This window comes from Escherichia sp. E10V5 (assembly GCF_004212315.1).
Taxonomy (GTDB): Bacteria; Pseudomonadota; Gammaproteobacteria; order Enterobacterales; family Enterobacteriaceae; genus Escherichia.
In genome coordinates, this window is sequence record NZ_RHJM01000026.1 from 1 (window position 1) to 21,168 (window position 21,168).

17 protein-coding genes, 1 tRNA gene and 1 pseudogene are annotated in these 21,168 nt (G+C 50.6%); 12 read left to right on the forward strand and 7 right to left on the reverse strand.

What is annotated here, in order from left to right; genetic code table 11:
* From tssH to ykfM, 8 genes and pseudogenes are all read left to right on the forward strand, one after another.
* On the forward strand, window positions 1–2,663 hold a 2,663-nt coding region (gene tssH / locus D9738_RS18355), incomplete at its 5' end, for a type VI secretion system ATPase TssH (RefSeq protein ID WP_171021415.1).
* Window positions 2,660–3,403: a type VI secretion system-associated protein VasI gene (gene vasI / locus D9738_RS18360; RefSeq protein ID WP_130260819.1), complete on the forward strand. Its 744-nt coding sequence runs from the start codon at window positions 2,660–2,662 to the stop codon at window positions 3,401–3,403. The genes tssH and vasI, both read left to right, overlap by 4 nt.
* Before the next feature lie 4 nt (window positions 3,404–3,407).
* Entirely contained in the window at window positions 3,408–4,820 is a 1,413-nt protein-coding gene (gene tssA / locus D9738_RS18365) for a type VI secretion system protein TssA (RefSeq protein ID WP_130260820.1), read from the forward strand.
* 108 nt (window positions 4,821–4,928) lie between these two features.
* A complete protein-coding gene (gene tssM / locus D9738_RS18370; protein ID WP_130260831.1) occupies window positions 4,929–8,363 on the forward strand; it encodes a type VI secretion system membrane subunit TssM in 3,435 nt (1,144 codons plus the stop codon).
* Window positions 8,364–8,373: 10 nt separating this feature from the next.
* Window positions 8,374–9,814: pseudogene (locus tag D9738_RS18375) on the forward strand (VasL domain-containing protein).
* On the forward strand, window positions 9,741–10,223 hold the full coding sequence (locus D9738_RS18380; protein ID WP_130260822.1) for an Hcp family type VI secretion system effector: 483 nt from the start codon (window positions 9,741–9,743) through the stop codon (window positions 10,221–10,223). The pseudogene D9738_RS18375 and the gene D9738_RS18380 overlap by 74 nt, the downstream one beginning before the upstream one ends.
* 43 nt (window positions 10,224–10,266) lie before the next feature.
* Window positions 10,267–11,181 carry a hypothetical protein gene (locus D9738_RS18385; RefSeq protein WP_130260823.1) on the forward strand — a complete coding sequence of 305 codons (915 nt, stop codon included), beginning with the start codon at window positions 10,267–10,269 and terminating at the stop codon, window positions 11,179–11,181.
* Between the two features lie 9 nt (window positions 11,182–11,190).
* The gene (ykfM, locus tag D9738_RS18390; RefSeq protein WP_130260824.1) at window positions 11,191–11,658 is read left to right on the forward strand and encodes a protein YkfM; all 468 of its coding nucleotides are present in this window, start codon (window positions 11,191–11,193) and stop codon (window positions 11,656–11,658) included.
* 155 nt (window positions 11,659–11,813) lie between these two features.
* Here the strand turns inward: ykfM and D9738_RS18395 are convergent, their stop codons facing one another.
* The 3 genes from D9738_RS18395 to dnaQ all read right to left on the reverse strand — a co-directional run bounded on the left by D9738_RS18395 (window position 11,814) and on the right by dnaQ (window position 13,866).
* A complete protein-coding gene (locus D9738_RS18395) occupies window positions 11,814–12,599 on the reverse strand; it encodes a hypothetical protein (protein ID WP_130260825.1) in 786 nt (261 codons plus the stop codon).
* Window positions 12,600–12,925: 326 nt separating this feature from the next.
* Window positions 12,926–13,002 (reverse strand) — tRNA-Asp (locus D9738_RS18400).
* 132 nt (window positions 13,003–13,134) lie between these two features.
* Window positions 13,135–13,866, reverse strand: coding sequence for a DNA polymerase III subunit epsilon (gene dnaQ, locus D9738_RS18405; protein WP_001366128.1), 732 nt, complete (start codon window positions 13,864–13,866; stop codon window positions 13,135–13,137).
* A 64-nt stretch (window positions 13,867–13,930) separates the two neighbouring features.
* On the opposite strand from dnaQ, the gene rnhA reads away from it, so the two are divergent.
* Complete coding sequence (gene rnhA, locus D9738_RS18410) at window positions 13,931–14,398, forward strand: ribonuclease HI (protein WP_000917883.1); 468 nt, start codon at window positions 13,931–13,933, stop codon at window positions 14,396–14,398.
* On the opposite strand, the gene D9738_RS18415 is transcribed toward rnhA, so the two are convergent.
* Window positions 14,395–15,117, reverse strand: a complete 723-nt coding sequence (locus D9738_RS18415; protein WP_130224088.1) for a class I SAM-dependent methyltransferase — start codon at window positions 15,115–15,117, stop codon at window positions 14,395–14,397. The two genes, rnhA and D9738_RS18415, sit on opposite strands and share 4 nt — an antisense overlap.
* Before the next feature lie 33 nt (window positions 15,118–15,150).
* Between D9738_RS18415 and gloB the strand changes: the two genes are divergently transcribed.
* Window positions 15,151–15,906 carry a hydroxyacylglutathione hydrolase gene (gloB, locus tag D9738_RS18420; protein ID WP_130260826.1) on the forward strand — a complete coding sequence of 252 codons (756 nt, stop codon included), beginning with the start codon at window positions 15,151–15,153 and terminating at the stop codon, window positions 15,904–15,906.
* Between the two features lie 71 nt (window positions 15,907–15,977).
* Window positions 15,978–17,336 carry a murein transglycosylase D gene (gene mltD / locus D9738_RS18425; RefSeq protein ID WP_130209753.1) on the forward strand — a complete coding sequence of 453 codons (1,359 nt, stop codon included), beginning with the start codon at window positions 15,978–15,980 and terminating at the stop codon, window positions 17,334–17,336.
* Window positions 17,337–17,383: 47 nt separating this feature from the next.
* Here mltD and D9738_RS18430 read toward each other — a convergent pair whose 3' ends face one another.
* Both D9738_RS18430 and D9738_RS18435 read right to left on the reverse strand, forming a co-directional pair.
* Window positions 17,384–18,154, reverse strand: a complete 771-nt coding sequence (locus D9738_RS18430) for a class I SAM-dependent methyltransferase (protein WP_130260827.1) — start codon at window positions 18,152–18,154, stop codon at window positions 17,384–17,386.
* A gap of 77 nt (window positions 18,155–18,231) precedes the next feature.
* Window positions 18,232–19,032 carry an endonuclease/exonuclease/phosphatase family protein gene (locus tag D9738_RS18435; protein WP_089628352.1) on the reverse strand — a complete coding sequence of 267 codons (801 nt, stop codon included), beginning with the start codon at window positions 19,030–19,032 and terminating at the stop codon, window positions 18,232–18,234.
* 240 nt (window positions 19,033–19,272) lie between these two features.
* Between D9738_RS18435 and yafC the strand changes: the two genes are divergently transcribed.
* A complete protein-coding gene (yafC, locus tag D9738_RS18440) occupies window positions 19,273–20,187 on the forward strand; it encodes a DNA-binding transcriptional regulator YafC (RefSeq protein WP_130260828.1) in 915 nt (304 codons plus the stop codon).
* Here the strand turns inward: yafC and dkgB are convergent.
* Window positions 20,184–20,987, reverse strand: a complete 804-nt coding sequence (gene dkgB, locus D9738_RS18445; protein ID WP_130260829.1) for a 2,5-didehydrogluconate reductase DkgB — start codon at window positions 20,985–20,987, stop codon at window positions 20,184–20,186. The genes yafC and dkgB overlap by 4 nt on opposite strands.
* Window positions 20,988–21,168: the final 181 nt, after the last annotated feature.

Here is a 21,168-nt window from a genome sequence, read left to right on the forward strand (position 1 = left end):
ATTTTGTGATCCACTACAGTATGAGCCAGCAGGCAGCAGAAATTACTGTCAGTCATGTACTTATTCAGATGCTCGCCATGCCACGCAGTGACCTGCGGGTTATCACCCAACAGGGCGATATTGGCATGGAAGAACTGCGCCAGGCGTTGACGGTGGAGAACTACACAACCGCTCGTTCTACGGACAGTTACCCGGCATTTTCCCCGATGCTGGTCGAGTGGCTTAAAGAAGGCTGGCTGCTGGCCTCCGCAGAGATGCAGCACAGCGAACTGCGCGGCGGAGTGCTGTTGCTGACTCTGTTGCATTCACCGCTGCGCTACATACCACCTGCCGCCGCCCGGCTACTGACCGGCATTAACCGTGACCGTCTGCAACAGGACTTTGTGCAGTGGACACGGGAATCAGCGGAATCAGTCGTACCGGATGCAGACGGTAAAGGCACAAGTATGCTGTCAGATACTGCTGACAGTCTGCTTGCCCGTTACGCCAAAAACATGACCGCAGACGCCCGTAACGGCAGGCTCGACCCGGTACTGTGCCGCGATAACGAAATCGATCTGATGATCGACATTCTCTGCCGCCGTCGTAAAAATAACCCGGTGGTGGTGGGTGAAGCAGGTGTGGGTAAAAGCGCGCTGATTGAAGGGCTGGCGCTGCGCATCGTGGCAGGCCTGGTGCCTGACAAGCTGAAAAACACCGATATCATGACCCTTGACTTGGGCGCATTGCAGGCCGGGGCGTCGGTGAAGGGCGAATTCGAAAAACGCTTTAAGGGGCTGATGGCGGAGGTCATTTCCTCTCCGGTGCCGGTCATTCTGTTTATCGACGAAGCGCACACCCTGATTGGCGCGGGCAACCAGCAGGGCGGGCTGGATATCTCCAACCTGCTCAAACCTGCGCTGGCGCGCGGCGAGCTGAAAACCATCGCTGCCACCACCTGGAGCGAGTACAAAAAATACTTCGAGAAAGATGCCGCCCTGTCGCGCCGCTTCCAGTTGGTGAAGGTCAGCGAACCCAACGCCGCCGAAGCCACCATTATTCTGCGTGGCCTGTCAGCGGTCTATGAACAGTCTCACGGCGTGCTGATTGATGATGACGCCTTGCAGGCCGCTGCGACACTGAGCGAGCGTTATCTCTCCGGGCGTCAGTTGCCGGACAAAGCCATTGATGTGCTGGATACCGCCTGCGCCCGTGTGGCAATCAACCTGTCATCACCACCGAAGCAAATCTCGGCGCTGACCACCCTGAGCCACCAGCAGGAGGCGGAAATTCGCCAGCTTGAACGCGAGCTTCGCATCGGGTTGCGTACCGACACCTCACGGATGACAAAGGTGCTGGTGCAGTACGATGAAACGCTGACGGCGCTGGATGAACTGGAAGCCGCCTGGCACCAGCAGCAGACGCTGGTCCAGGAGATTATCGCGCTGCGCCAGCAGTTGCTGGGCGTGGATGCCATGGTGGGTACGCCGCCAGAGTCAGAGCAGGATAATACCGGTACCGCACCAACTGATGAAGCCAGTAGCACACAGCCGGAAGAAACCGCTGAAACAGTTTCCCCGGTGCAGCGGCTGACACAGCTCACTGCCGAACTGGACGCTCTGCATAACGACCGGTTGCTGGTCTTCCCGCATGTCGATAAAAAACAGATTGCGGCGGTGATTGCCGAATGGACTGGCGTGCCGCTTAACCGCCTGTCGCAGAATGAAATGTCGGTCATCACCGACCTGCCGAAGTGGCTTGGTGACACCATCAAAGGCCAGAACCTGGCGATTGCCAGCCTGCATAAGCATCTGCTGACCGCACGCGCCGACCTGCGCCGTCCGGGACGCCCGCTGGGCGCGTTCCTGCTGGCTGGCCCCAGCGGCGTGGGTAAAACCGAAACCGTTCTGCAACTGGCAGAGCTGCTCTACGGCGGTCGCCAGTACCTGACCACCATCAATATGTCCGAGTTCCAGGAGAAGCACACCGTCTCGCGGCTGATTGGTTCCCCTCCGGGCTATGTCGGCTATGGCGAAGGCGGCGTGCTGACCGAAGCCATCCGCCAGAAACCCTACTCGGTGGTGCTCCTCGATGAAGTGGAAAAAGCGCACCCAGATGTGCTCAACCTGTTCTATCAGGCGTTTGACAAGGGCGAGATGGCGGACGGCGAGGGCCGCCTGATTGACTGTAAAAACATCGTCTTCTTCCTCACCTCCAACCTTGGCTACCAGGTGATTGTCGAACACGTCGATGACCCGGAAACCATGCAGGAAGCCCTCTACCCGGTGCTGGCGGATTTCTTTAAACCTGCCCTGCTGGCGCGTATGGAAGTGGTGCCGTACCTGCCGCTGTCGAAAGAGACGCTCGCCACCATTATCGACGGAAAACTCACCCGCCTGGATAACGTGCTGCGCAGCCGCTTTAGCGCAGAAGTGATTATTGAACCGGAAGTGACGGATGAAATCATGAGCCGCGTCACCCGCGCGGAAAACGGCGCGAGGATGCTCGAATCGGTCATCGACGGCGACATGCTGCCGCCGCTCTCGCTGCTGCTGTTGCAGAAAATGGCGGCCAACACGGCGATTGCCCGGATTCGTCTGTCGGCGGCAGACGGTGCATTCACGGCAGACGTGGAAGATGCTCAGAACGACGAGTCCGTCACAGAGGATGAAGCTGTTTTATGAGCAGGTTGCGCGTTTTCCGGCAGACAGGATGGTTTATCGCGGGCCTGATGGCGGGCTTACCCGCTAGTGCCGCGCCCGCAGAAACATCATCAATGGCTGGTGTGGCGGTAGCTGCTGCTACAGCGACACCTTCGGATGCAGCAGCTACGTTACAGTCCATGCAGTCCTGTCGGCGGGAGCCTGCGGCGCTGGAGCGTCTCGACTGTTATGACCGCATTCTTTCGCCGGAACAGCCAGCCTTTGGTGGGGCTGCACTGGTGAAAGCCCGTTACCAGGGCGAAGCCTGGACCCGCGCCACAGAGCAGGAAAAACGCCGCCAGGGCAGCACCACAGAGCTGCTGGTGACGCAGGTGCCGGGTGAACGCCCGACGGTGGTGATAACCACCCCGGCTATCGGTCATGTTCCGCCACGCCCGGTGCTGATGTTCAGTTGCGTGGACAATATCACCCGGATGCAGGTGGCACTGATGCACCCACTGGATACGCACGATATTGCCGTCACTCTGAGCGCCGATGGCAAGACATTCCGCAGCCACTGGTTTGTGCGTGAGAGCGGCACTCTGCTGGAGTCCAGCCGGGGGTTATCCGGCATTGATGAAATTAAACAGTTATTTAGCGCAAAAACGCTGACTGTGGATACCGGCGCAGACAACGCAGTTGGAAAGCTGACCTTTAACATTGACGGGCTGGCCAGGGTGATCACTCCCCTGCGCGATGCCTGCCACTGGGCGGGAGAATAAAAATATGGCAATGGACTTACGCGATCCGAATGTCTGGATATCGCACCTGCTGGAAAACCTGCCGGAAGAGAGGCAGGCATCGGCGCTGAAGGACGATAATCCGGTCTGGGAGTATATCGACGGCGAAATCGTCAAACTGGGGTCACTGGCTCACAGCCAACTGGATATCCCGGAACTACAACGCAGGGGTCTTCAGCTTCTGGCCTCTGAAAGCAAAGACTTCCGGCTGCTGGCACATCTGCTCAGAACCCTGCAACACGCCGGAGATCCGCTCCTGGCATTGCGCCTGCTGGCGCTGTATGTGGAGCATTACTGGGCAGTGGCCGCACCGCAAAATATGGCGCACAAAAAACGTTTCGCCAGCCAGGTCATTAAACGCTTTGAAACGGGGATTGAAAGCTTTTCAGAAAACGCTGCCACAACGCAGCGCGATGCGCTGCTGGGCGAACTGGCGAAACTGGCGCAGTGCTGGCAATCACATAACGTCCCGGAACTGGCGCAGGCAACCGATGATCTTTTTGCCCTCTACCAGCGTGCGTTTAATCGTGCGGCCCCTGCACCCTCCCCCACTCCGGCAGCCTCCGGTAGTACACCACAGACCACCGTCACACCTGAAAGCGGCGTGACGCAAACCAGCGATCCGGCTCCGCAAGTCACCATTGACAGCCACGACGATAAAGCCTGGCGCGATACGCTGTTAAAAGTGGCAGCCATTTTATGCGAGCGCCAGCCAGATTCGCCGCAGGGCTATCGCCTGCGTCGCCATGCTCTGTGGCAATCCATCAACAGTACGCCCCAGGCGGAAAGTGACGGACGAACCCCGCTGGCCGCCGTTTCCGCCGATATGATTGCAGATTACCAAGCACAGCTTGGCAGCGCAGATATGGCACTGTGGCAGCAGGTGGAGAAAAGTGTGCTTCTGGCACCCTACTGGCTGGACGGTCACTGTCTTTCTGCACAGACAGCACTGCGCCTGGGTTACAAACAGGTGGCAGACGCCATCCGCGATGAGGTCAACCGCTTCCTTGAGCGTCTGCCCCAGCTTACCGGGCTACTGTTTAATGACCGTACACCTTTTATCAGTGAGCAGACGAAACAATGGCTGTCCGCTTCGCCCGACGGCAAAGTTACACCGGTTGCGCAGGCCGGAGAGGAATCGCAGGCAGCCAGGACCTGTTTTACTGAGCAGGGGCTGGAGGCGGCGCTGCGGTATCTGGACATGCTACCCGAAGGCGATCCCCGCGATCAGTTTCACCGCCAGTACCTTGCCGCCCAGTTGACGGAGGAGGCGGGGCTGGTACAGCTTGCGCAGCAACAGTACCGGATGTTGTTCATGATGGGGGGGCAGACGATGGTGTCTGACTGGGAGCCATCGTTACTTGCGCAGCTCGAACAAAAATTCACGGCAGAACAATAAGAGATAACAGGAGTTTTTGTGTTCAGATTACCAACACCCCGACTATTCAGCGGACTCAAATCAGCCCTGCGCCCGGCGATGCCCCGGTTTAAGGTTTCTGCATTCTGGTTGCTGATACTGGCGTGGATTTTCCTGCTGGTATGGATCTGGTGGAAAGGCCCGACGTGGACGCTGTATGAAGAACAGTGGCTCAAACCACTGGCGAACCGCTGGCTGGCAACGGCGGCGTGGGGGATTATTGCCCTTGTGTGGCTTACCGTCCGGGTAATGAAGCGCCTGCAACTGCTTGAAAAACAGCAAAAACAACAGCGCGAGGAAGCCATTGATCCGCTCAGTGCGGAGCTGAACGCCCAGCAGCGTTACCTCGACCACTGGCTGCTGCGCCTGCAACGCCATCTCGACAACCGCCGTTTCCTGTGGCAGTTGCCGTGGTATATGGTCATCGGCCCGGCGGGCAGTGGCAAAACGACACTGCTGCGCGAGGGGTTTCCGTCCGACATTATTTATGCCCCGGAGGGCGCACGCGGCGCAGAACAACGCCTGTACCTTACGCCCCATGTCGGTAAACAGGCGGTGATCTTTGATATCGACGGCACACTCTGCGCTCCCGCTGATGCGGATATCCTGCATCGCCGTCTGTGGGAACATGCCCTCGGCTGGCTGAAAGAAAAGCGCGCGCGCCAGCCGCTGAACGGGATTATTCTGACACTCGATTTACCCGATCTGCTGACCGCAGACAAACGCCGCCACGAGCATCTGTTACAGACGCTACGCAGCCGCTTGCAGGATATACGCCAGCATCTTCACTGCCAGTTACCGGTTTACGTGGTACTGACCCGGCTTGATTTATTGCAGGGTTTTGCCGCCCTGTTTCAGTCACTGAACAGACAGGATCGCGATGCGATTCTGGGCGTCACGTTCACCCGCCGTGCCCATGAAAATGATGACTGGCGAACAGAGTTGAATGCTTTCTGGCAGACATGGGTGGATCGAATGAATCTGGCGTTGCCGGATCTGATGGTCGGACAGAGCCACGCCCGTGCGTCTTTATTTAGTTTTTCCCGTCAGATGCAGGGAAGCCGTGAACCGCTGGTATCACTGCTTGAGGGTCTGCTTGACGGCAAAAATATGAACGTGATGCTGCGTGGCGTCTATCTCACCTCTTCGCTTCAGCGCGGACAGATGGATGATATTTTCACCCAGTCTGCCGCCCGCCAGTACCGGCTGGGCAATAATCCACTGGCGTCCTGGCCCCTGGTGGACACCGCGCCCTATTTCACCCGCAGCCTGTTCCCGCAGGCATTACTCGCAGAGCCTAATCTGGCAACAGAGAGCCGCGCCTGGCTGATGCGTTCCCGCCGCCGCCTGACGGTTTTCTCTGCCACAGGCGGCGTGGCGGCACTGCTGCTCATTGCCGGCTGGCATCACTATTACAACGGTAACTATCAGTCCGGCATCACCGTGCTTAAGCAGGCAAAAGCCTTTATGGATGTACCACCTCCGCAGGGGGAAGATGACTATGGCAACCTGCAACTGCCGCTGCTGAACCCAGTACGCGATGCCACTCTGGCCTACGGTGACTGGGGCGACCGCAGCCGCCTTGCGGAGATGGGATTATATCAGGGGCGACGCATCGGGCCTTATGTGGAACGGACCTACCTGCAACTGCTGGAGCAACGCTATCTTCCGTCGCTGTTTAACGGGCTGGTCAAAGAGATGAACGCCGCGCCACCGGAGAGTGAGGAAAAACTCGCCGTGCTGCGCGTGATGCGAATGCTGGAGGATAAGAGCGGACGTAACAATGAGGTGGTGAAGCAGTATATGGCAAAACGCTGGAGCGAAAAGTTCCACGGCCAGCGCGATATCCAGGCGCAACTGATGTCCCATCTTGACTACGCGCTGGCTCACACTGACTGGCATGCAGAGCGTCAGGCGGGCGACGGTGACGCCATCAGCCGCTGGACGCCGTATGACAAGCCCGTTGTGTCAGCACAGAAAGAGCTAAGCAAACTACCTGTCTACCAGCGGGTTTATCAGAGCCTGAAAACGCGGGCGCTGGGTGTTCTTCCTGCCGACCTCAATCTGCGTGACCAGGTAGGGCCAACCTTTGACCAAGTGTTTACATCTGCCGATGACAACAAACTGGTTGTTCCACAGTTTCTTACCCGTTACGGCCTGCAAAGCTATTTTGTAAAACAGCGCGATGAACTGGTTGAACTGACGGCGATGGATTCCTGGGTACTCAACCTCACCCGCAGCGTGAAATACAGTGACGCCGACCGCGCGGAAATCCAGCGCCAGTTGACCGAGCAGTATATTAGCGACTACACCGCCACCTGGCGGGCCGGGATGGACAATCTGAATATCCGCAATTTTGAGTCCATCGGACAACTAACCGGGGCGCTGGAGCAGGTTATCAGCGGCGACCAGCCTTTGCAGCGGGCGCTGACCGTGCTGCGTGACAACACACAACCAGGCGCCTTTTCTGAAAAACTCTCTGCTAAAGAACGGGATGAGGCCCTGGCAGAACCAGACTACCAGTTACTCACCCGCCTTGGGCATGAGTTCGCCCCGGAAAACAGTACCCTGACAGTCCAGAAAGATAAAGAAAGCACGATGCAGGCCGTGTACCAGCAGCTCACCGAGTTACACCGCTACCTGCTGGCGATCCAGAACGCGCCTGTACCTGGGAAATCGGCACTGAAAGCCGTGCAGTTACGGCTTGATCAGAACAGCAGCGATCCCATATTCGCCACCCGCCAGATGGCAAAAACACTGCCTGCTCCGCTCAACCGCTGGGTAGGCAGGCTGGCTGACCAGGCCTGGCATGTGGTGATGGTGGAAGCCGTTCACTATATGGAATTGGACTGGCGCGACAGCGTGGTGAAACCGTTTAACGAGCAACTGGCAAATAACTATCCGTTTAATCCACGTTCTGCACAGGATGCCTCACTGGATGCCTTCGAACGATTCTTTAAACCAGATGGCATACTGGATACCTTCTACCTGCAGAACCTAAAGCTGTTTATCGACAATGACCTGAGTCTGGAGGATGGCGATAACAACGTCATTATTCGCGAAGATATTATTGCGCAACTGGAAACCGCGCAGAACATCCGTGACATCTTCTTCAGCAAACAGAACGGTCTGGGAACATCCTTTGCCGTGGAAACGGTATCGCTTTCCGGCAACAAACGCCGCAGCGTACTGAACCTTGACGGTCAGTTAGTCGATTACAGCCAGGGCCGTAACTATACCGCCCATCTGGTCTGGCCTAACAATATGCGCGAAGGCAACGAAAGCAAACTGACGCTGGTTAGTGCCAGCGGCGGCGCACCGCGCAGTATCAGCTTCAGCGGGCCGTGGGCTCAGTTCCGCCTGTTCGGGGCCGGACAGCTGACCGGAGTACAGGATGGCAACTTTACCGTGCGCTTTAGCGTGGACGGTGGCGCAATGACCTACCGCGTGCATACCGACACGGAAGATAACCCGTTCAGTGGTGGGTTGTTCAGCCAGTTTGGCCTGTCAGACACACTGTACTGAGGAGGCCGGGATGAATAGTAACGTACTGACACAAACTATCGTTACCGGCAGTGACCCGCGCGGGCTGCCGGACTTCAGCGCCATCCGCGAGGAAATAAACAAAGCCAGCCATCCGTCACAGCCTGAACTGAACTGGAAACTGGTGGAGTCGCTGGCGCTGGCGATTTTTAAAGCTAACGGTGTGGATTTACACACCGCCACCTACTATACACTTGCCCGGACACGGACACAGGGACTGGCGGGCTTTTGCGAAGGTGCGGAACTGCTGGCGGCAATGGTAAGCCACGACTGGGATAAATTCTGGCCGCAGAGCGGTCCGGCACGTACTGAAATGCTGGACTGGTTTAACTCCCGAACCGGCAATATTCTGCGTCAGCAAATCTCCTTTGCGGAATCCGATCTGCCACTGTTCTACCGCACAGAGTGGGCATTGCAGCTTATCTGCGACAAGCTTCAGCAGGTGGAGCTGAAGCGCGTTCCGCGCGTGGAGAATCTGCTCTATTTTATGCAGAACACGCGTAAGCGGCTTGAACCCCAGCCGAAGAGTAACGTTGAAAACGCCGCACAGACCACGGTCAGAACGCTGATTTATGCCCCGGAAACAACGGCTTCCTCCACGCCAGAACCGGTAGTGCCTCCCCTGCCAGAGATAAAAGTGGAAGTGCGCAGTCTGACAGAAAATCCCCCACAGGCCAGTGTGATGAAGCAAGGCAGTACGGTAAGAGGGTTTATCACAGGGATCGTCTGTTCAGTGGCTGTCACCTCAGTATTGTGGTGGTGGCAGGTCTATCCGGTACAGCAGCAACTGCTACAGGTTAACGACACCGCTCAGGGCGCAGCAACGGTGTGGATGTCCTCACCTGAACTCGAAAACTATGAGCGCAGGCTGCAACAACTTCTTGATACATCCCCGGTACAGCCGCTGGAAACAGGGATGCAAATGATGCGTGTTGCCGACAGCCGCTGGCCGGAAAGCCTGCAACAACAGCAGGCCTCGACACAATGGAATGAGGCACTCAAAACCCGCGCACAGAGTAGCCCGCAGTTGCGTGGCTGGTTACAGACTCGTCAGGACTTACATGCTTTTGCAGATCTCGTAATGCAGCGCGAAAAAGAGGGATTAACCCTTTCCTATATTAAAAATGTCATCTGGCAGGCGGAGCGGGGACTGGGGCAGGAAACGCCCCTGGAATCCCTGCTGACGCAGTACCAGGATGCCCGTGCGCAGAAGCAGAATACAGATGCGCTGGAAAAACAAATTAATGAACGACTCGAAGGCGTATTAAGTCGGTGGCTGCTGCTGAAAAATAACGTGATGCCGGAGGCGGCAACCGGGACCACGTCCGGAAAATAATTATTTAATTAAAGGAGATTATCATGGCAAATATGAGTTATTTATCTTTGAGTGGGGAGACACAGGGGCTGATTTCAGCGGGTTGCTCAACGCTTGATTCAGTCGGAAACAAAGCGCAGTCAGAACATAAAGATCAGATCATGGTTTATGCGTTAATGCATTCCATCTCAAGAAGTCAAAATGTCAATCATCATGAATTAATTATCACCAAACCGGTTGATAAATCCTCACCATTGCTGGCAAAAGCACTTAGTGACAATGAAAAGATGGTAACATGTGAATTTATACTCTACCGAACCAGTAAAGCGGGTATTTACCAGCCTTATTATAAAATAAATCTGTCAAAAGCCAGAATATCAAGTATTGATTTTGTCACACCGCATGCTGTCCTGGAAAAAGAACTGGAGCCACAAGAGAGAATTGCCTTTATTTATGAAGATATTTCCTGGGAGCATACGCTAGCCGGTACAAATGCAATGAGTAAATGGCAGGATCGTGTACAGTAACTTACTGTAATAACATAATAAATTACTATTGCGGAGAGATAAAATGGCTGGTTTAAGGAATAATAACAACACACAGAATGCACAGTGGGCTGATTATGTAGGAGACATTCTTCGGGGGGCTCAGCCAATAAACCAGCTAGTACCTCAGCACCCTTATCTTAACGACGTCCCACTCATTGATGAGTTAAGGCGTCAGAACACTCATCATGTTATTCTCTTGACACTTGATGTTGCAAAAAAAATACTCAGCCCAATAACATCATTTGATTACATTCATTTTATCACTACACATCCTTCAGGTATAAAAGATACACTCGCCTGGTTAGTTAACGCGGGTAAATTAATGACTGAGTTTGATGAAAATGGGAAAATTATATTTAACCTTAATGCATTAAAGTATACAAAAGCAAGTTACTTTGAAATACTTGGAGAGAAATATATAAAAATCACAACATCCAGCCCCTGGCTTTTAGAAAAACTTGGTAAATATATTTTCTCTTCACGAGCACCTCAAGTGCTGGAACTCGCAGTTGGCTGGAGAGGATCTTTATCTGAATCAATAAAAGGAGTTAAGTTCTGTATTTGGTTTTCAGTAGCCTGGAGAACCATAGAATTTATTATGAGTTCAGAGCGGGATCTGGTTAATTTTCTTGGCGATATTTCAATGGATGTTGTGAAAGCAGTGATTGCAGGCGGTGTTGCAACCGCCATTGGGAGCCTGGCTTCTGTTGTCTGTCTTAGTTTTGGCCTTCCAGTAATTCTTGTAGGGGGAGCAATTTTACTGACAGGGATAGTTTGTACAGTTGTTTTAAATGAAATCGATACTCAATACCATTTATCAGAAAAATTAAAAGATGCGATTAGAGATGGACTAAAACGGCAACAAGAAATTGATAAATGGAAAAGGGAAAACATGACTCCATTTATGTATGTTCTTAACACTCCCCCCGTGGTATAAGGATTAACTATGCGTTTACATGTTAAATTGAAAGACTTTCTTTCGATGTTTTTTATGGCCATATTATTTTTCCCTGCATTCAATGCATCTTTATTTTTTACCGGAATTAAACCTCTATATTCAATAATAAAAGGCTGTACGGAAATATTTTACGATTGGAGAATGTTAATTCTATGCTTTGGTTTCATATCGTTTTCCTTTTTAAACATTCATATAATTTTACTTACGACAATAAAATCATTCTTAATTAAAAAAACGAAAGTTATCAATTTCGCCACAGATATAACAATGCAGCTAACTCTTATTTTTTTATTAATAGCTATCGCAATAGCACCTTTAATGGCCCCCTTTGTCACAGGATATGTCAATACTCATTATCACCCCTGCAGTAATAACAAAGGAATTTTCCCTAGTGCAATCTATATTAAAAATGGGATAAAATGTAACAATGAATATATTTCTCACAGGGATGATTAATCACTTAAAATAGTTAACCATCTTAAAATAAATATTTTTGAACTCAGGGTTATATGTCCTTTTTTATTTGTGGCACTTCCTTTGTCAGAAAAAATTCTGATGCAAAGAGTTTCGAATCATTACCGCCAGAAATTATTGCCGGCAGATATAATTTATTATTGATAGCGGTTAACCAAATCTTTTACCACCGCTTTATATGTCTTTTGCTTAAGTTGCATGATTTGTTGCTCTGTCACATCAGTCGTACTAGTTTCATTCTTGCCGGGCAGCGGTGGAAGCACTTTATATTCATAATTCACAGGCGACCAGGTAGCCCACTCCCCTGTAGCCACATCCACCAGCGTGAATCGAACCAAATAACGCAGTGACATCGTGTCAGTCAATTTTTGATTTTTATAATCTGACCAAACTATTGATTTCAATCCAGAGTCATATTTTCCTGTCTGCAACGTATCCTGGTAAACAATAATCGCTTTCTGATGGCCTTTTGCCGCCACAAAACGTAATGCCTGCATCCAGTTCATATTTTCAGCATCTACAACATCCTGGCTTTCGTCTTTGTTTTTGTCTTTATTACAGGTTACAGGCTTTTGCCTGTCAGGAATGCCAGAAAATGTGGCAACTGTATAATATTTTCTCATTTCCTCCTGCATGATGGTTTCCGGTGCACGACTGCCAGACTGAACGACTATTACGGGAGAATTGAGAGGTACACGAAACTCATCTCCTTCAAGCGCAGTTTGAATATCTTCCTCGGATACGGATAGTGTGGTTTCATTACCAAATAAGTCTTTGTCTGTTAGTTGCTGGGGAGCGTTTTTATTAAGATTACTTTGTGTGGTTTGAGCTTTTTTCTTCTTTTCATCAATAGGAGATTCAGAGACACATCCTGCAAGCAGCGAGAATAATACACATATACAACAAACCTTTTTTGAATTCATAATCGGACACTCCCTCGTCTGTCATAATGATTAGAATATTAAGCACGGGTAACGGACTCTAATTATATACCCCACTTAAATAATAACAAACAAAATCAATTTGAAATATACATTCATTTAATCAATATAAAATTATTCTCTGGAAATATATTTAAGCTGAATGGTTCGATATCATTATTGAATTTTAATGAATGAGACAACAAGCGAGAATCACGCACTTACGCCAGAGTAAAATCATTGAACGGAGAAATCGCGGGATTCAAATACAAAAAAACCGCAAAATTAAAAATCTTGCGGTTCTCTGAACTCATTTTCATGAGTGAATTTGGCGGAACGGACGGGACTCGAACCCGCGACCCCCTGCGTGACAGGCAGGTATTCTAACCGACTGAACTACCGCTCCGTGTTGTGTTCCTTTGGGAACGAGGCGAATATTACGGATTGCCTCGGCCTTCGTCAACGATTTTTCTCATCTTTTGAATCGTTTGCTGCAAAAATCGCCCAACTCGCTATTTTTAGCGCCTTTCACAGGTATTTATGCCCGCCAGAGGCAGCTTCCGCCCTTCTTCTGCACCAGATCGAGACGAGCTTCATGTGCTGCAAGCTCTTCATCTGTCGCAAAAACAACGCGTAACTTACTTGCCTGACGTACAATGCGCTGAATTGTTGCTTCACCTTGCTGCTGTTGTGTCTCTCCTTCCATCGCAAAAGCCATCGACGTTTGACCACCGGTCATCGCCAGATAAACTTCCGCAAGGATCTGGGCATCGAGTAATGCCCCGTGCAGCGTTCGTTTACTGTTATCTATTTCGTAGCGAGCACATAATGCATCGAGGCTGTTGCGCTTACCGGGAAACATTTTCCTCGCCACCGCAAGGCTATCGGTGACCTTACAGAAGGTATTCGTCTTCGGAATATCGCGCTTAAGCAACGAAAACTCGTAGTCCATAAAGCCGATATCAAACGCTGCGTTATGGATAACCAGCTCCGCGCCGCGAATATAGTCCATGAACTCATCGGCTACTTCGGCAAACGTGGGCTTATCGAGCAAAAACTCATCGGCAATACCGTGTACGCCAAAGGCTTCCGGATCCACCAGCCGATCGGGTTTGAGATAAACATGGAAGTTATTGCCCGTCAGTCGACGGTTCACCACTTCAACGGCACCAATCTCAATGATCTTGTGGCCTTCATAGTGCGCGCCAATCTGGTTCATACCGGTGGTTTCGGTATCGAGAACGATCTGGCGTGTAATTGCAGTGCTCATAGCGGTCATTTATGTCAGACTTGTCGTTTTACAGTTCGATTCAATTACAGGAAGTCTACCAGAGATGCTTAAACAGGTAGAAATTTTCACCGATGGTTCGTGTCTGGGTAATCCAGGACCTGGGGGTTACGGTGCTATTTTACGCTATCGTGGACGCGAAAAAACCTTTAGCGCTGGCTACACCCGCACCACCAACAACCGTATGGAGTTGATGGCTGCTATTGTCGCGCTGGAAGCGTTAAAAGAACACTGTGAAGTCATTCTGAGTACCGACAGCCAGTATGTCCGCCAGGGGATCACCCAGTGGATCCATAACTGGAAAAAACGTGGCTGGAAAACAGCAGACAAAAAACCAGTAAAAAATGTCGATCTCTGGCAACGTCTTGATGCCGCGTTGGGGCAGCATCAAATCAAATGGGAATGGGTAAAAGGCCATGCCGGTCATCCAGAAAACGAACGTTGCGATGAACTGGCTCGTGCCGCGGCAATGAATCCCACACTGGAAGATACGGGCTACCAAGTCGAAGTTTAAGCCTGTGGTTTACGAAATTGCCGGGTGGCGCCGACCGCCTGGCGAATTCGCGGTTTGTTTTTGCTCTGTTTCATCGGGTTGAGCGTTAAAGGAATAGTCCGTTTCCGGGCAACGATAAGTTGTAAGCAACCAAGCGCAGGAATATGCGCGCTCAATAGTTTTCCACCATGTTTATTCCACGGGAGAACGTGGAAACGGCTGGCGTGTAGCACTTCAAAATTCAACAAAGAGAGCCAGTCCAGTTGCCGCATCAGGGTAAACATCCGGCTGTTATAAGGCGATGTTTTTCGCAAGACTGGCACAAGTTTACGTAATCCCATTAAACTGATGGGATTGAAGCCACTAATGACCAGCCAGCCATCATCAATCAATACCCGATCGGCTTCACGCAACAAACGATGCGGATCGGTGCACCATGGCAACGTATGCGCCAATAGACAAACATCGACGGATTTATCGGCAAAAGGAAGATGAAGTGGGTCCGCCTGCACCTGTACGGGCATTCCTTGCGCAGAAACATTCACTTGATGAGAAACCGCGCACGCTTCGCAATTGATTTCTGCGCTTAAATTGCCAATCTTAAGCAGATGAAAACCATACATTTTCGTGAACCATGGGTTGAGCTGGCGCTCCAGCGCCTTGCGATAAAGCTCTCCCCAGGGCAAATCGCCCCAGCAATCAGGAGCCACGACTGTTTGAGGGTTCCTTGCCGGTTTCATCACAACCTTCCGTTTCACACTGAGAGGTAATATATGAATCTTAACAGTATTCCTGCCTTTGATGACAATTACATCTGGGTTTTGAATGATGAAGCAGGCCGTTGCCTGATTGTCGATCCTGGAGAAGCGGAGCCGGTAGTAAAGGCCATTGCCGCCAATAACTGGCAACCGGAGGCCATATTTCTCACCCACCATCACCACGATCACGTTGGCGGCGTAAAAGAACTGGTGGAAAAGTTTCCGCAAATTGTGGTCTACGGTCCACAAGAGACACAAGATAAGGGAACAACGCAGGTAGTCAAAGATGGTGATACTGCCTTCGTTTTGGGGCATGAATTTAGTGTAATTGCTACACCAGGTCACACTTTAGGACACATCTGTTACTTCAGCAATCCTTATCTATTTTGCGGTGATACTCTTTTCTCTGGTGGCTGCGGGCGATTATTTGAAGGTACAGCTTCTCAAATGTATCAATCACTTAAAAAATTAAGTGCTCTACCTGACGATACACTGGTATGTTGTGCTCATGAATATACTTTATCAAATATGAAGTTTGCCTTGAGTATTCTTCCGCACGATTTGTCCATAAATGATTATTATCGTAAAGTTATTGAGTTACGGGCAAAAAATCAAATTACACTCCCCGTAATTCTGAAAAATGAGCGGAAAATTAATGTTTTTTTAAGAACAGAATATATTGATTTAATTAATGTAATTAATAAAGAAACATTATTGCAACAACCTGAGGAACGTTTTGCCTGGTTAAGGTCAAAGAAAGATAGATTCTGATAAAACTTTCTTGTCATCGGCTTCGTTCGCCGTTATGATCGGTCGTCTTTTAAGCAACTATTGACACACACATGAAGGCAAAAGCGATATTACTCGCCTCTGTCCTGCTCGTGGGTTGCCAGAGTACCGGTAACGTCCAACAGCACGCACAGAGCCTTTCTGCAGCTGGTCAAGGGGAAGCAGCAAAGTTTACAAGTCAGGCACGATGGATGGACGATGGGACGTCTATCGCGCCAGATGGTGACTTGTGGGCTTTCATTGGCGACGAGCTAAAGATGGGAATTCCGGAAAATGACCGGATTCGCGAACAGAAACAGAAATATTTACGCAATAAGAGCTATCTCCACGATGTAACTTTACGGGCAGAGCCGTATATGTACTGGATAGCCGGGCAAGTTAAAAAACGTAACATGCCTATGGAACTGGTACTACTACCCATAGTGGAGAGCGCTTTTGATCCTCACGCGACGTCTGGCGCCAATGCCGCAGGCATCTGGCAGATCATTCCGAGCACGGGGCGCAATTATGGTTTGAAACAGACTCGCAATTATGACGCGCGTCGCGATGTTGTTGCTTCAACGACAGCCGCGCTGAACATGATGCAACGTCTGAACAAGATGTTTGACGGCGACTGGCTTTTGACCGTAGCGGCTTATAATAGCGGCGAAGGTCGGGTCATGAAGGCAATTAAAACGAACAAAGCACGTGGGAAATCCACGGACTTTTGGTCGCTACCGTTGCCGCAGGAAACGAAGCAGTACGTGCCTAAAATGCTGGCATTGAGCGATATTCTCAAAAACAGCAAACGTTATGGTGTACGTCTGCCGACGACCGATGAAAGCCGTGCTCTGGCGCGTGTACACCTGAGTAGCCCGGTTGATATGGCGAAGGTTGCAGATATGGCGGGAATTTCCGTCAGCAAGCTGAAGACATTCAACGCTGGTGTAAAAGGCTCCACGCTGGGCGCAAGTGGCCCGCAGTACGTGATGGTGCCAAAGAAGCATGCAGATCAACTGCGTGAATCTCTGGCTTCCGGCGAAATTGCTGCTGTACAGTCGACGCTGGTTGCCGACAATACGCCGCTTAACAGTCGTGTTTACACCGTTCGTTCTGGCGACACGCTTTCAAGTATCGCTTCACGTCTCGGCGTAAGCACCAAAGATTTGCAGCAGTGGAATAAACTGCGCGGAGCTAAGCTGAAACCAGGCCAAAGTTTGACGATTGGCGCAGGTAGTAGCGCACAGCGGCTGGCAAACAACAGCGATAGCATTACGTATCGTGTGCGCAAAGGCGATTCGCTTTCAAGCATTGCTAAACGCCACGGCGTGAACATCAAAGATGTGATGCGCTGGAACAGCGACACTGCGAATCTGCAACCAGGCGATAAGCTGACGTTGTTTGTGAAAAACAGCAACATGCCAGATTCCTGATAAACCAGATAATAAAAAGGCACCGATTCCCCCGGTGCCTTTTTTATTTATGCCGCTTTATGTGCTTCTACCATGATGATATCACTGGTGAAAGAGCCATCATTCTGCAAGGCAAAATACGTTTTCACCTCTGTCGATGCGCTCTGTTGGTAAATGCGAATAGCGTCTACTAATGCTTCTGGCGTACGCATTCTGGCGCCCCATGAAGAAAATTCCAGCGGTAACTTATCTGTAATTAAATTATCAACTATCAGTTTGGCTTCATTGATTAACGTCAACCACTCACCGCTGGCGTAGTTTCGTACGTGAGAGGTATCGCGTAATGCTTCTACCGTCTGTAACCAGATGTCGCGCACTGGGTGACCCGGAGACATTACGTCCATCACAATCAGCCTACCGCTGGGTTTCAATATCCGATTCACTTCACGCAGTGCTGCACCAACATCATGCCAGTGATGGGCAGAATAACGGCTGATAACAATATCAAATGCGTTATCGGCAAATGGCAGACTTTCGGCATATCCCTGGTGGGTGGTGATATTTTTCAGGTGCCGGGCTTCGGCAGCTTGTGCCACGACATCCAGCATTTGGGCAGATAAGTCATACGCCACCACCGCGCTCACGTTTTGCGCAGCGACAAAGCTGGCATGCCCTGCTCCGCAGCCCATATCAAGTACACTTGCATCAGGATAATCAGCCAGACGCACCGCCAGTCGCTGTAAATCTCGCCCGGATGCATGTACGGTACTGGTTAAATACTCACTGGCCTGCGAGCTAAACTGCTTTTCTACGTGGTCATGGTGGGATTGTATTGCCATTGCGCTGTCCTTTTGTTGTTTGAGTATAAAAGGGCAGCGCCAAACGTTGGTCTGCCCTGTGGCAGACCTGACATACCTTATTTATCAGGCTTGCCGGGACTGAATTCAACGAGTAGCGGATTGTGATCGGAAGCGCGCGTAACCAGTACAGAAGCTTCGCTGACGTTAAGACCACGGTAGAAAACAAAATCGAGCGGGCGACCAAACGCCCGACGGCGCTGATCATCGGTAAAACGCACCTGGCGCAGCGACATTTCCCGCGCAAAGCGATATAACGCGTTCATCCTTCTACGGCTCCAGGCATTGAAATCTCCCGCCATAATGACCGGGCCGCTGTGATGGGCAATCTGATCGCCAATAGGAAGTAACTGCTTACTGTAAACATCTACGCCAAGACTGAAGTTGACGGCGTGAATATTGACGACCATCAACAGGCGGGTATCAGGTAATGGGTAGACCGTCACCAGCGCTGATTTCGCCAGACGTAAAATAGGTTCACGTTCGCGTAACGGGCAGCAATAAATGGGATGTGCCGCCGAAAGGGTCATTACACCGGAAGGATGCTGCGGCAGCACGAAAGCGGGTACCTGATCAGCAGCAAGATAGTTAGCAGTCGCAAACTGTACTAACTCTGGCGTTGTTTGCGCTTCCTGTAATAAAACCAGATGTGCATCTTTGCCGTAGTTCTTTAATACCGACAACCATTCAGCGCGTTGCTGTTTGTATATGTTCCACACCAGGATCCGAATACGCTCTTCGGTACTTAACGGTTCTCCGGGTGGTAATGCCTGGCCGATGCTCGCAAAAGACCCCGGCGGTAAGATCCTTTCCGCAGGTTGTCCGGCAACATAGCGCATGGCATAGGTGTTTTTTCGCACTTTTGACTTTGAAACCTCTATTACGTCACCCCTTCCTCACTCGGGAGGGTTCTACTGTTATAGGGATTTTAGCTCACTCTTTCAACGAGCAATTGTATATTGTTATGTAAGCAAGTGCTTACACCGGTCAGAATTTTGCTCATTATTGAGAACATTAAATCGGATGACATATCACATATCCTGATGGTTTAATGACAAATTAATTCAAAATATCTCTTCTATTTTGCAACAGGAGCAAAAATGAAAGCCACGTCGGAAGAACTCGCCATTTTTGTTTCGGTCGTCGAAAGCGGCAGTTTTAGCCGGGCAGCGGAACAATTAGGGCAAGCAAACTCAGCGGTAAGCCGGGCGGTGAAAAAGCTGGAGATGAAACTCGGCGTTAGCCTGCTTAATCGGACCACGCGACAACTTAGCCTGACGGAAGAAGGCGAGCGTTATTTTCGTCGCGTGCAGTTGATTTTGCAGGAGATGGCTGCGGCAGAATCAGAAATTATGGAGACGCGTAATACACCGCGTGGACTGTTACGGATCGATGCCGCGACGCCAGTGGTGCTGCACTTTCTGATGCCGTTGATTAAGCCTTTCCGTGAACGCTATCCGGAAGTCACTTTATCGCTAGTCTCCTCCGAAACGATTATTAATTTGATCGAAAGAAAAGTAGATGTCGCGATACGCGCCGGTACGTTAACGGATTCCAGCTTACGTGCCAGGCCGTTATTTAACAGTTATCGAAAAATTATCGCCTCCCCTGATTATATTTCCCGCTACGGGAAGCCAGAAACGATCGACGATTTAAAGCAACATGTTTGCCTGGGATTCACTGAACCCGCTTCCCTCAATACCTGGCCGATAGCCTGTAGTGATGGACAATTACATGAGGTGAAGTACGGTTTGTCATCCAATAGTGGGGAAACACTGAAACAGCTTTGCCTGAGTGGCAACGGGATTGCGTGTTTGTCCGACTACATGATCGACAGAGAAATCGCTCGCGGAGAATTGGTGGAGTTAATGGCAGATAAAGTGTTGCCAGTTGAAATGCCATTCAGTGCAGTCTATTACAGCGACCGTGCGGTAAGTACGCGCATCCGGGCTTTTATCGATTTCCTTAGCGAGCATGTAAAAACAGCTCCCGGAGGAGCTGTCAGAGAGGCTTAATCCCATTCAGGAGCCAGACCTTCCGGGCTAACCAGGCGGTCGTTGCAATCCAGTGCGGCGATCGCTTTTTTATCTTCGGCATCAAGCTGTAAATTTTGTGCCTTAAGATTACTCTCCAGGTTTTCACGTTTAGTAGAAGAAGGAATTACGGAGTAACCTTCCCCCATCGCCCACGTCAGAATCACTTGTGCCGGGGTCGCATTGTGTTTAGCTGCAATACGAGCAATAACCTCATCTTTCAGTGCATTACCATAAGCCAGCGTCATATAGGAAGTGATATGAATGCCGTGCTGTTTGGCCCAATCAACCACTTTACGGTTTTGCAGATAAGGAGAGAGTTCAATCTGGTTGGTAGCGATGTTCTCAGCGCCAACAGCAGCAATCGCTTTTTCCATCAGCGGGATCGTGAAGTTGGAAATACCGATCTCACGCGTCAGCCCTTGTTTTTTGGCTTCCAGCAGCGCCTGCATAAACTCTTCAACAGAGACTTCATCGTTTGGTGACGGCCAGTGGATTAGCGTCAGATCAACATAATCGGTACGCAATTTTTGCAGGCTCTCTTTCAGACTCGGGATCAATTTATCTTTGCTGAGATTTTCAATCCAGATTTTAGTGGTGATGTAGAGTTCATGACGTGGCACGCCACTTTCTGCAATCGCCTGACCTACTGCAGCTTCGTTATCATAGATTTGTGCGGTATCAATTGCGCGATAGCCAAGTTCTAGCGCCGTTTTCACAGATGAAATAACAACGTCGTCTTTGAGACGGAAAGTACCTAAACCAAATACGGGGATAGCCATAATATGCCTCTTTTAATGCTATTTTCGTTAATTGAGGTGATTATGGGCTTCAGACTGTTGCGGAAAAAGGGCGCAAAACGCAGAGGATTTTTGCGATTTTAGCAATAATAGAAATACAAACGAAAAAAAACCTCGAGCGTTAACTCGAGGCTTCTTAATAAGTGGCGGAACGGACGGGACT

Bases quoted from the DNA above. Each gene is read 5' to 3' on its own strand.
- vasI (WP_130260819.1), top strand. From the start codon at position 2,660: ATGAGCAGGTTGCGCGTTTTCCGGCAGACAGGATGGTTTATCGCGGGC.
- tssA (WP_130260820.1), top strand. From the start codon at position 3,408: ATGGCAATGGACTTACGCGATCCGAATGTCTGGATATCGCACCTGCTG.
- D9738_RS18380 (WP_130260822.1), top strand. From the start codon at position 9,741: ATGGCAAATATGAGTTATTTATCTTTGAGTGGGGAGACACAGGGGCTG.
- D9738_RS18385 (WP_130260823.1), top strand. From the start codon at position 10,267: ATGGCTGGTTTAAGGAATAATAACAACACACAGAATGCACAGTGGGCT.
- ykfM (WP_130260824.1), top strand. From the start codon at position 11,191: ATGCGTTTACATGTTAAATTGAAAGACTTTCTTTCGATGTTTTTTATG.
- D9738_RS18395 (WP_130260825.1), bottom strand. From the start codon at position 12,599: ATGAATTCAAAAAAGGTTTGTTGTATATGTGTATTATTCTCGCTGCTT.
- dnaQ (WP_001366128.1), bottom strand. From the start codon at position 13,866: ATGAGCACTGCAATTACACGCCAGATCGTTCTCGATACCGAAACCACC.
- rnhA (WP_000917883.1), top strand. From the start codon at position 13,931: ATGCTTAAACAGGTAGAAATTTTCACCGATGGTTCGTGTCTGGGTAAT.
- D9738_RS18415 (WP_130224088.1), bottom strand. From the start codon at position 15,117: ATGAAACCGGCAAGGAACCCTCAAACAGTCGTGGCTCCTGATTGCTGG.
- gloB (WP_130260826.1), top strand. From the start codon at position 15,151: ATGAATCTTAACAGTATTCCTGCCTTTGATGACAATTACATCTGGGTT.
- mltD (WP_130209753.1), top strand. From the start codon at position 15,978: ATGAAGGCAAAAGCGATATTACTCGCCTCTGTCCTGCTCGTGGGTTGC.
- D9738_RS18430 (WP_130260827.1), bottom strand. From the start codon at position 18,154: ATGGCAATACAATCCCACCATGACCACGTAGAAAAGCAGTTTAGCTCG.
- yafC (WP_130260828.1), top strand. From the start codon at position 19,273: ATGAAAGCCACGTCGGAAGAACTCGCCATTTTTGTTTCGGTCGTCGAA.
- dkgB (WP_130260829.1), bottom strand. From the start codon at position 20,987: ATGGCTATCCCCGTATTTGGTTTAGGTACTTTCCGTCTCAAAGACGAC.